General features: G+C 71.1%; 9 protein-coding genes. All 9 read right to left on the bottom strand.

The window, feature by feature from the left end; all coding sequences use genetic code 11:
* Positions 1-519 (bottom strand): rhomboid family intramembrane serine protease (locus ACIY1X_RS03095; protein ID WP_399677917.1); only part of this gene is annotated, 519 nt, incomplete at its 3' end.
* Between the two features lie 50 nt (positions 520-569).
* On the bottom strand, positions 570-1,760 hold the full coding sequence (locus tag ACIY1X_RS03090; protein WP_399677915.1) for an MFS transporter: 1,191 nt from the start codon (positions 1,758-1,760) through the stop codon (positions 570-572).
* Positions 1,757-2,890, bottom strand: a complete 1,134-nt coding sequence (gene aroC, locus ACIY1X_RS03085) for a chorismate synthase (RefSeq protein ID WP_399677912.1) — start codon at positions 2,888-2,890, stop codon at positions 1,757-1,759. The genes ACIY1X_RS03090 and aroC overlap by 4 nt, the downstream gene beginning before the upstream one ends.
* 37 nt (positions 2,891-2,927) lie before the next feature.
* A complete protein-coding gene (locus ACIY1X_RS03080; protein ID WP_399677910.1) occupies positions 2,928-3,689 on the bottom strand; it encodes an ABC transporter ATP-binding protein in 762 nt (253 codons plus the stop codon).
* Positions 3,686-5,539 carry an ATP-binding cassette domain-containing protein gene (locus ACIY1X_RS03075; protein ID WP_399677908.1) on the bottom strand — a complete coding sequence of 618 codons (1,854 nt, stop codon included), beginning with the start codon at positions 5,537-5,539 and terminating at the stop codon, positions 3,686-3,688. The genes ACIY1X_RS03080 and ACIY1X_RS03075 overlap by 4 nt, the downstream gene beginning before the upstream one ends.
* Complete coding sequence (locus ACIY1X_RS03070) at positions 5,536-6,564, bottom strand: branched-chain amino acid ABC transporter permease (protein WP_399677906.1); 1,029 nt, start codon at positions 6,562-6,564, stop codon at positions 5,536-5,538. The genes ACIY1X_RS03075 and ACIY1X_RS03070 overlap by 4 nt, the downstream gene beginning before the upstream one ends.
* Before the next feature lie 92 nt (positions 6,565-6,656).
* Positions 6,657-7,808, bottom strand: coding sequence for an ABC transporter substrate-binding protein (locus tag ACIY1X_RS03065; RefSeq protein ID WP_399677904.1), 1,152 nt, complete (start codon positions 7,806-7,808; stop codon positions 6,657-6,659).
* Between the two features lie 81 nt (positions 7,809-7,889).
* Positions 7,890-8,510, bottom strand: coding sequence for a TetR/AcrR family transcriptional regulator (locus ACIY1X_RS03060; RefSeq protein ID WP_038218192.1), 621 nt, complete (start codon positions 8,508-8,510; stop codon positions 7,890-7,892).
* Positions 8,511-8,520: 10 nt separating this feature from the next.
* The coding region (gene paaE, locus ACIY1X_RS03055; protein WP_399677901.1) for a 1,2-phenylacetyl-CoA epoxidase subunit PaaE at positions 8,521-9,551 on the bottom strand (1,031 nt) is incomplete at its 5' end.

Genomic DNA, 9,551 nt, shown 5'->3' with positions numbered 1-9,551 from the left:
CCCGCCCAGGTGGGCGAAGTGCGCCACGCCGGCGAAGCTGCCGGTCACGCCGAAGATCAGCTCCAGCGCGCCGTACAGCGCCACGAAGACCGGCGCCGGCATGGGGATGGGCGGGATCAGCGGCACGATCTTGCGCTTGGGGAACATCATGGCGAAGCCCACCAGGATGCCGAACAGGCCGCCCGAGGCGCCGACCGTCGGGTAGGTGGCGTCGCCCAGCGCCGCCACCACGAGCTGCGCCGCCGCCGCGCCGAGCACGCTGACGAAGTAGAAGACCAGCAGGCGCTTCGAGCCCCACAGCCGCTCCAGGTCCGAGCCGAACATCCACAGGCCGAACATGTTGAACAGCAGGTGCGAGAAGCCGCCGTGCAGGAAGGCGTAGGTCACCAGCTGCCAGGGCGCGAAGACGCCGGAGCCCACGGGCCACAGCGCCAGCGCGCCGGTCAGCCCCTCCGACAGGCCCTGGGCCAGGAACACGATGACGTTGGTGAGGATCAGTGCCTGGACGGCGGGAGGCATGGAGAACATCCGGTCGGGACTTTCGTCGAAGACAGAGGGAAAGGGTCGGCTCAGGCGGGCGCCCCGGACTCGCAGCGCAGCACGCGCCAGGCGCACAGGCTGCCGGCCAGCGCCAGCACCGCCGCGGCGCCGAACATGGCCACGAAGCCGAAGTGCTGGGCTGCGGCGCCGCCGGCCAGCACGCCGATCACGCCCCCGAAACCATAGCCGATCACGGTGAACAGCGCCTGGCCCCGGCCCCGCAGGCTGCCGGGGAAATGCTGCGACACCAGCGCGATGCAGGTGGTGTGGTGCGCCGCGAACGACAGCGCATGCAGCAACTGCGCCAGCACCAGCGCGGCGAACCACTGGCCCAGGCCGCCGGTCAGCGCGAAGCGCAGCACGCCCGCGGCGCCGCACAGCAACAGCCAGCGCGGCATGCTCAGGCGGCGCATCAGGCGCCCCTGCAGCCAGAACCAGCCGATCTCCACCAGCACCGACAGCGCCCACAGGAAGCCGATCACGCCCTTGCCGTAGCCCAGCGAGTCCAGGTACAGCGACAGGAAGCCGTAGACGCTGAAGTGCGCCATCACGTGGAAGAACAGCGAGGCCAGGAACCAGCGCACCGCCGGCTGGCGCAGCACCGGCCCGACCGGCGCCTGCGCCTGCGCGACCTGGGCCACCGGCTCGCGCGTGTCGGGCAGCCGCAGCGTGGCCAGCAGCACCAGCGCCAGCGAGCCCGTCGCCCAGCCGGGGAAGTGCCCCATGCCGAAGCGCTCGAACCACTCGCCCGCCAGCAGCACGGTGACGAGGAAGCCCGCCGAGCCGCACAGGCGGATGCGCCCGTAGCGGCCCCAGTCGCCCGCCACCAGGTGCGCCATCGCCGCCTCGGTCAGCGACATCATCGAGCTGGTGTGGGTGAACATCACCAGCAGCACCACCAGCACCCACCAGGCGCCGCCGCCGTGCCACCACAGGCCGAGCGAGCCGACCAGCGCCACCGCCGCGCTGTAGCGCAGCAGCTTGACGCGCTCGCCGGTGCGGTCGGACAGCGCGCCCCAGGCATAGGGCGCGAACACCCGGGTGACGGACTGCACCGAGGTCAGCAGGCTGATGGTGAAGATCGGCAGCCCCAGGCTCTGCAGCCACAGCGGCAGGTAGGGGTTGAAGAAGCCGATGTGCGCGAAATAGCTGGCCGACAGGCCCGCGAAGGCCAGCAGCGAACGCCGGCTCGCCGCCGCGGCCGGTGGCGCGGGGCTCACAGGAAGGAGGACTGCGGGCCCTCGTGCTCCGTCGCGGTGCCGCCGGCCTCGCGCCGGCGCGTGCGCTCCACGTCGCCGCACTGCGCGCGGTGGCGCAGCGCGTGCTCCATCACCACCAGCGCCAGCATCGCCTCGGCGATGGGCGTGGCACGGATGCCCACGCAGGGGTCGTGGCGGCCCTTGGTCACCACCTCGACCGGCTGGTCGTGGATGTCCACCGAGCGGCGCGGGCTGATGATGGAGCTGGTGGGCTTGATGGCGATGCTCACCTCCAGGTCCTGCCCGGTGCTGATGCCGCCCAGCACGCCGCCGGCGTTGTTGCTCTCGAAGCGCCCGCCGGGGCCGATGCTGTCGCCATGCCGGGTGCCGCGCTGCGCCACGCTGGCGAAGCCGGCGCCGATCTCCACGCCCTTGACGGCGTTGATGCCCATCATCGCGTAGGCGATGTCGGCGTCGAGCTTGTCGAACAGCGGCTCGCCCAGGCCCACCGGCACCCGGCTGGCGGTGACGCGGATGCGCGCGCCGCAGGAGTCGCCGGCCTTGCGCAGCGCGTCCATGTACGCCTCCAGCGGCGCGACGTCGGCGATCGGCGCGAAGAAGGGGTTCTGGTCGACGTGGTCCCACGAGGCGAAGGGGATTTCCAGCTCGCCGATCTGCGCCATGCAGCCGCGGAACACGGTGCCGTACTGCTCGAACAGCCACTTCTTGGCGACCGCGCCGGCCGCCACCATGGGCGCCGTCAGCCGCGCCGAGGAGCGGCCGCCGCCGCGCGGGTCGCGGATGCCGTACTTCTTCCAGTAGGTGTAGTCGGCATGGCCGGGGCGGAACTGCTGCGCGATGGCGCCGTAGTCCTTGCTGCGCTGGTCGGTGTTCTGGATCAGCAGCGCGATCGGCGTGCCGGTGGTGCGGCCCTCGTACACGCCGCTGAGGATCTGCACCGCGTCGGGCTCGTTGCGCTGGGTGACGTGGCGGCTGGTGCCGGGGCGGCGGCGGTCCAGGTCGGGCTGGATGTCGGCCTCGGCGAGGCGCAGCCCGGGCGGGCAGCCGTCGATCACGCAGCCGATCGCGGGGCCATGCGATTCGCCGAAATTGGTGACCGCGAACAGGGTGCCGAAGGTGTTGCCGCTCATGGCGGCGGATTATCCCCAGAACGGTGCGATGCTGGGCTCAGCCCGCCGGCGTCACGGCATGCTTGTTGCCCAGCCCCAGGTAGGTGTCGATGATGCGGCGGTCGCTCAGCAGGTCGCCGGCGGCGCCCTCCAGCGCCACCTTGCCGGTCTCCAGCACGTAGCCGCGGTCGGCCACCTGCAGCGCGGCGCGGGCGTTCTGCTCGACCAGCAGCACCGACACGCCGTGCGAGCGCAGCGCGCCCACCACCTGCAGCACCTCGCGCACCACCAGCGGAGCCAGGCCCAGCGAGGGCTCGTCCAGCATCAGCAGGCGCGGGCGCGCCATCAGCGCGCGGCCGATGGCCAGCATCTGCCGCTCGCCGCCCGACAGCGTGCTGGCCAACTGCGCCCGGCGCTCCTTCAGGCGCGGGAAGATGGCGAACACCTCCTCCATGCGCTCACGCTGGTCGCGCCGGCCGGTGCGCCAGCGGTAGAAGCCGCCGAGCAGCAGGTTGTCCTCCACCGGCATCTCGCCAAACAGCTCGCGCCGCTCGGGCACCAGCGCGACGCCGCGCGCCACCATCGCCTCGACGCTGGGGCGCGCGATGCGCTCGCCGTCGAAGGTGAGCGCGCCGCGCGAGGGCAGCAGGCCCATCGCGGCGCCCAGCAGCGTGGTCTTGCCGGCGCCGTTGGGGCCGATCACGGTGACGATCTCGCCCTCGTCGATGTGCAGGGCGACGCCGTGCACCGCCTCGACGCTGCCGTAGGACACGTGGAAGTCCTCCAGCGCGAACAGACGCCGGGTATCGCCCGTGCTCATGCCACCGCTCCCACGACCACCGCCTGCGGCACGGCCGCCGGCGCCATGTCGTCGCCGCCGCCCAGGTAGGCGTCGAGCACGCGCGGGTTGCGCTGCACCTCGTCGGGCGTGCCTTCGGCGATGACGCAGCCGAATTCCAGCACCGTCACGCGGTCGGCCAGGTTCATGACGAACTCCATGTCGTGTTCCACCACCAGGATGCCCAGTCCTTCCGCGCGCAGCTGCGACAGCAGCCGCGCCAGCGCCTGCTTCTCCAGGTGGCGCAGGCCGGCGGCCGGCTCGTCCAGCAGCAGCGCCGCCGGCTGGCCGGCCAGGGCGCGCGCGATCTCGACCACGCGCTGCTGGCCCAGGGCCAGCGACGCCGCCGGCCGGTCGGCGAACTCGCCCAGGCCGCAGCGCTCGATCTGGCGCCGCGCCTCGGCCAGCAGGTCGGCCTCCTCTGCGCGGTCCAGCCGCAGCATGGCGGCCAGCCAGCCCTTGCGGCCGCGCAGGTGGGCGCCCAGGGCGACGTTCTCCAGCACGCTGCGCTCGCCCAGCAGGCGCACGTGCTGGAAGGTGCGGCCCAGGCCGCGCGCCGCGAAGTCGCGCGAGGGCCGGCCGTTCATCGGCTCGCCCAGCAGGCGCACCTGGCCCTCGGTGGGGTCGTCCACGCCCGAGATCATGTTGAAGAAGGTGCTCTTGCCGGCGCCGTTGGGGCCGATCAGCGCGTGCACCTCGCCGGCGCGCAGGGTCATGTTCACGTCGCTGTTGGCGACCAGGCCGCCGAAGCGCTTGGTCACGCCGGCGGCCTCCAGCAGCAGTTCGCCGGCCGCAGGCAGCGCGCGGGTGGGCAGCGGGCGCGCTTCGCGCGGCGAGCGGCGGCGCTGGGGCCGCAGGAAAGGGGCGCTCCAGCGCGCCAGCGTGGGCCACAGCCCTTCGGCGAAGCGCTGCAGCACCAGCACCATCAGCAGGCCGAAGACGATCTGCTCGAAGTTGCCGCTGGCGCCCAGCAGGTGCGGCAGCCAGTCCTGCAGTTGCTCCTTGAGCAGCGTGATGAGCGTGGCGCCCAGCACCGCGCCCCACAGGTGGCCGGCGCCGCCGACCACCGCCATGAACAGGTACTCGATGCCGATGTTCAGGCCGAAGGGCGTGGGGTTCACGAAGCGCTGCATGTGGGCGTACAGCCAGCCCGACAGCGCCGCCAGCAGCGCCGCCAGCACGAACACCTTGACGCGATGGCGCGCCGTGTCCACGCCCATCGACTCGGCCATGAGCTGGCCCGACTTCAGCGCGCGGATGGCACGGCCCTCGCGCGAGTCCAGCAGGTTGTGCAGCGCCCACAGCGCGAGCAGCAGCACCGCCCAGATCACCGGCCCCAGCACGCGCGGCGAGGCCAGCGAGAAGCCGAACACGTCGAGCGCCGGCAGCCCGCGCACGCCGGTCTGCCCGCCGAGGAACTCGAGGTTGCCGAACAGGTAGTACAGGCCCAGCCCCCAGGCGATGGTGCACAGCGGCAGGTAGTGCCCCGAGAGCTTGACGGTGATGGCGCCCAGCCCCCACGCCAGCCCGAAGGTGATCGCCAGGCCGAGCGCCAGCCCCAGCCAGGGCAGCAGCGCCGGCGGCAAGGCGGCCAGCGCCGAGGTGGCCGTCGGCGAGGTGCAGGCCCAGGCCGTGGCGTAGGCGCCGAGCGCGACGAAGGAGGCCTGGCCGAAGGAGGTCATGCCGCCGACGCCGGTGAGCATGACCAGCCCGGCCGCCACCATCGCGTACAGCGCGATGTAGCTGAAGACGGTGGTGGTGAAGTCGGGCAGGAAGGGCCAGGCCACCGCGAGGGCCGCGATGAACGCCAGCGTCAGGTGGCGCCGCGTCATTCTTCATCCTCCACGTGCCGGCTGTGCAGCGAGCGCCACCACAGCACGGGGATGATGAGCGTGAACACCAGCACCTCCTTGAAGGCGCTGGCCCAGAAGGAGGAGAAGGACTCCAGCTGCCCCACCACCAGCGCGCCGAGCAGCGCCGCCGGGTAGCTGGCGAGGCCGCCGACGATGGCGGCGACGAAGCCCTTCAGGCCGATCAGGAAGCCGGTGTCGTAGTAGACGGTGGTGATGGGCGCCACCAGCAGCCCCGCCACCGCGCCGATCAGCGCCGCCAGCGCGAAGCTCAGGTCGCCCGACAGGTCGGTCGGGATGCCCATCAGCCGCGCGCCGACGCGGTTCATCGCCACCGCGCGCAGTGCCTTGCCGACGATGGAGCGCTCGAAGAAGACGAACATCAGCACCACCAGCAGCACCGTCACGCCGACCACCACCAGCGACTGGCCTGCCACCGGGATGCCGCCGAGGTCCAGCCGGGCGTCGGAGAAGGCCGGCGTGCGCGAACCCTCGGCGCCGAAGAACAGCAGCCCCAGCCCGACCAGCACGCCGTGCAGCGCCACCGAGACGATCAGCAGGATCAGCACCTTGGCATGCGCCAGCGGCCGGAAGGCCAGCCGGTACAAGAGCGGCCCGAGCGGCGTGACCACCAGCAGCGTCGCCAGCGCCTGGCTCCACAGCGCTGCCGGCTTGCCCAGCAGCACGACCGCCGCCGCCAGCAGCGGGAAGACGACGGCCCAGGCGAGCGTGGACTTCCACTCCACCATCACGCCGCGCCTGGCGCGCCACAGCTCGACCACGATCACCAGCGCCGCCAGCACCAGCAGCAGCCACAGCGTGCCCGGCACCTTGCCGGCGCCCAGCGCCGCCATCGACAGCGCACCGAAGGCCACCAGCTCGCCCTGCGGGATGAAGATGACGCGCGTGACCGAGAACACCAGCACCAGCGCCAGTGCCATCAGCGCATAGATCGCGCCGTTGACGATGCCGTCCTGCCCCAGCAGCAGGGCGATCTGAAGGTCCATGTCAGTCCGTTTTCAAGGGGCCGCAGCGCGGCCGGATACAGGAAGGCGGCCGGCACCCTCGCGGATGCACGGCCCCCGCCGCAGCATGCCGCTCAGTTCGAGACGTATTTCCAGGCGCCGTTCTGGATGGTGACCATCACGCGGGCGCGGTTGTCCAGGCCCAGGTGGTCGGTCGGCGTCATGCTGAACACGCCGTGCGCGCCGGCCACTTCCTTGACGCCTTCCAGCGCGTCGCGCAGCGCGGCGCGAAACTCGGGCGTGCCCGGCTGGGCCTTCTTCAGCGCCTCGGGCACGGCCGCCTGCAGCACCAGCCCGGCGTCCCAGGCGTGGCCGCCGAAGGTGGCGGTGGAACCCTTGCCGTTGGCGGCCTCGTAGGCCGTCACATAGGCCAGCGCGGACTTCTTCACCGGATTGGCGTCGGGCAACTGGTCGGCCACGAGCATCGGGCCCGAGGGCAGGATGGTGCCCTCCACGTCCTTGCCGCCCACGCGCAGGAAGTCGTTGTTCGCCACGCCGTGCGTCTGGTAGATCTTGCCCTTGTAGCCGCGCTCGACCAGCGTCTTCTGCGGCAGCGCCGCGGGCGTGCCCGAGCCGGCGACCAGCACCGCGTCCGGGTTGGCCGACATGATCTTCAGCGCCTGGCCGGTGACGGAGGTGTCGGTGCGCGAATAGCGCTCGTTGGCCAGCAGCTTGATGTTCTTGGCCGCGGCGGCCTTGGAGAACACGTCGTGCCAGCCCTCGCCGTAGGCGTCGGAGAAGCCGATGAAGGCCACCGACTTGACGCCGTGGGCGGCCATGTAGTCGACGATGGCCTGGGCCATCATGTCGTCGTTCTGCGGCGTCTTGAAGACCCACTTCTTCTTGTCGTCCATGGGCGAGATGATCCGGGCCGAGGCGGCCAGCGTGATCATCGGCGTCTTGCCCTCGGCCACCACGTCGATCATCGCCAGCGAGTTGGGCGTGACGCTGGAGCCGATGATCACGTCGGCCTTGCTCTCGGTGATCAGCTTGCGGGTGTTGTTGACGGCGGTGGTGGTGTCGCTGGCGTCGTCGAGCACCACGTAATTGACCTTCTGGCCGCCGATGGTCTTGGGCATCAGCGCGATGGTGTTCTTCTGCGGGATGCCCAGCGAGGCCGCCGGGCCGGTGGTGGAGAGCGTCACGCCGACGGTGAGGTCGGCCCACGACAGGCCGGCTGCGCACACGAGGGCCACGGCGGCCAGCGTCTTGATCTTGAACTTCATTGGGGTTGTCTCCTTGGTGGTCGGAAGCGGATGGAAATTAATTTAAGAAGTTAAGTAATTCTTCGCAATAGATTGAAACACCTAGACGCCGGTTTCCGCCTCCTGCGGAACCCTCACTTTCGGCAGCCCGCCCAGGAACAGGTCGGCCACCACCGGGGCCATGTCCTCGTAGTCCAGCGGGCCCTCGGGCTTCATCCAGGTGAACATCCAGTTGATCATGCCGAACAGCAGCATCGTGAGCGGCATGCCCATGACGGTGCCCTCCAGGTCCGGCCGCAGGGCGACGACGGCCCGGGCGAAGCCGCGCACGACGGCGCGCTCCTGGTCCAGCACGCGCTGCCGGTCGTCGGGCTCGAGGAACTTCACGTCCTCGGTCAGCACCCGGTGCGCGCTCTGGGCGGTGGCGTACTCGCGCACCAGGCTCAGGATCAGCTCGCGCATGCGCTGCTCGGCCGGCAGGCGCCGGGCCGCCACCTCCTCCACGATCGCGGCCAGCCGCGTGACGTGCGCCTCGGCGATATTCACCAGCAGCGTGTACTTGTCCTTGTAGTAGTGGTAGAGCGTGGCCTTCGACAGGCCGCAGGCCTCTGCCACCTGGTTCATCGACGTGGCCGGGTAGCCGCGCCGGGCGAACAGCAGGCCCGCCTGCGCCAGGATCATGTCGCGCTGGTCGTCGTAGCCGGCTGCACGCCCTCTGGCCATCGTCTTCCTTTCACCGTTCGTCGAAGGACAGCACCACCCGCTCGGTCGTCGGGTGCGCCTGGCAGGTGAGCACGAAGCCGGCCGCCACCTCGGCCTTGTCGAGCGCGAAGTTGCGCTCCATGCGCACGTCGCCCTCCAGCACCTTGGCGCGGCAGGTGCCGCACACGCCGGAGGTGCAGGAGTACGGCACCTCCAGCCCGGTGGCCGAGGCGCAGTCGAGGATGCTGGGCTGGTCGCGGTGGAACTCGATCTCGCGCCTGAGGCCGTCGCGCACGATGACGATGCGGGCGCGCTCGGCGTCGCCCGGCCGCGCCTCATGCATCACGGCGCCGATGCCGGCGGGCGCGCCGGGCGCGGCCTGCGCGATGCCGAAGCGCTCGATGTGGATGGCCGATTCCGGCACGCCGGCCGCGCGCAGCGCCGCCTCGGCCTCGTCGTTCATCTGGAAGGGGCCGCAGATGTAGGCGTGATCGATGGTCCAGGCCGGCACCAGGGTGGAGAGGAAGTCGCCGATCTTCTCGCGGTCGAGCACGCCCATGTTGATCGGCGCGTCGGTGTGCTCGTCGGAAAAGACGTGGTGCAGCACCAGCCGCGTGAGGTAGCGGTTCTTCAGGTCCTCCAGCTCCTCCTTGAACATGGTGGAGCGCAGGTGGCGGTTGCCGTAGATCAGCGTGAAGCGGCTGCCCGGCTCGCGCGCCAGCACGGTCTTCATGATCGAGAGGATGGGCGTGATGCCGCTGCCGCCGGCGATGCCGAGGTGGTGGCGGCGCTCTTCCGGCGCCAGCGGCACGAAGAAGCGGCCCTGCGGGGCCATCACGCTGATCTCGTCGCCGGGCTGGAGCTGCTCGTTGATCCAGTTGGAGAACACGCCGCCGCGCACCTTGCGCACGCCCACGCGCAGCACGCCGTCGTCGATGCCGGCGCAGATGGAGTAGGAGCGGCGCAGGTCCTGGCCCTCGATCTGCTTGCGCAGCGTGAGGTACTGGCCCTGGGTGAAGCCGAAGGTCTCGCGCAGGTCGGGCGGCACCTCGAAGCTGACGA

It is taken from the genome of Xenophilus sp. (assembly GCF_044462705.1).
Classification (GTDB): Bacteria; Pseudomonadota; Gammaproteobacteria; order Burkholderiales; family Burkholderiaceae_C; genus Xenophilus; species Xenophilus azovorans.
This window is presented reverse-complemented; position numbering and strand designations above follow the sequence as displayed.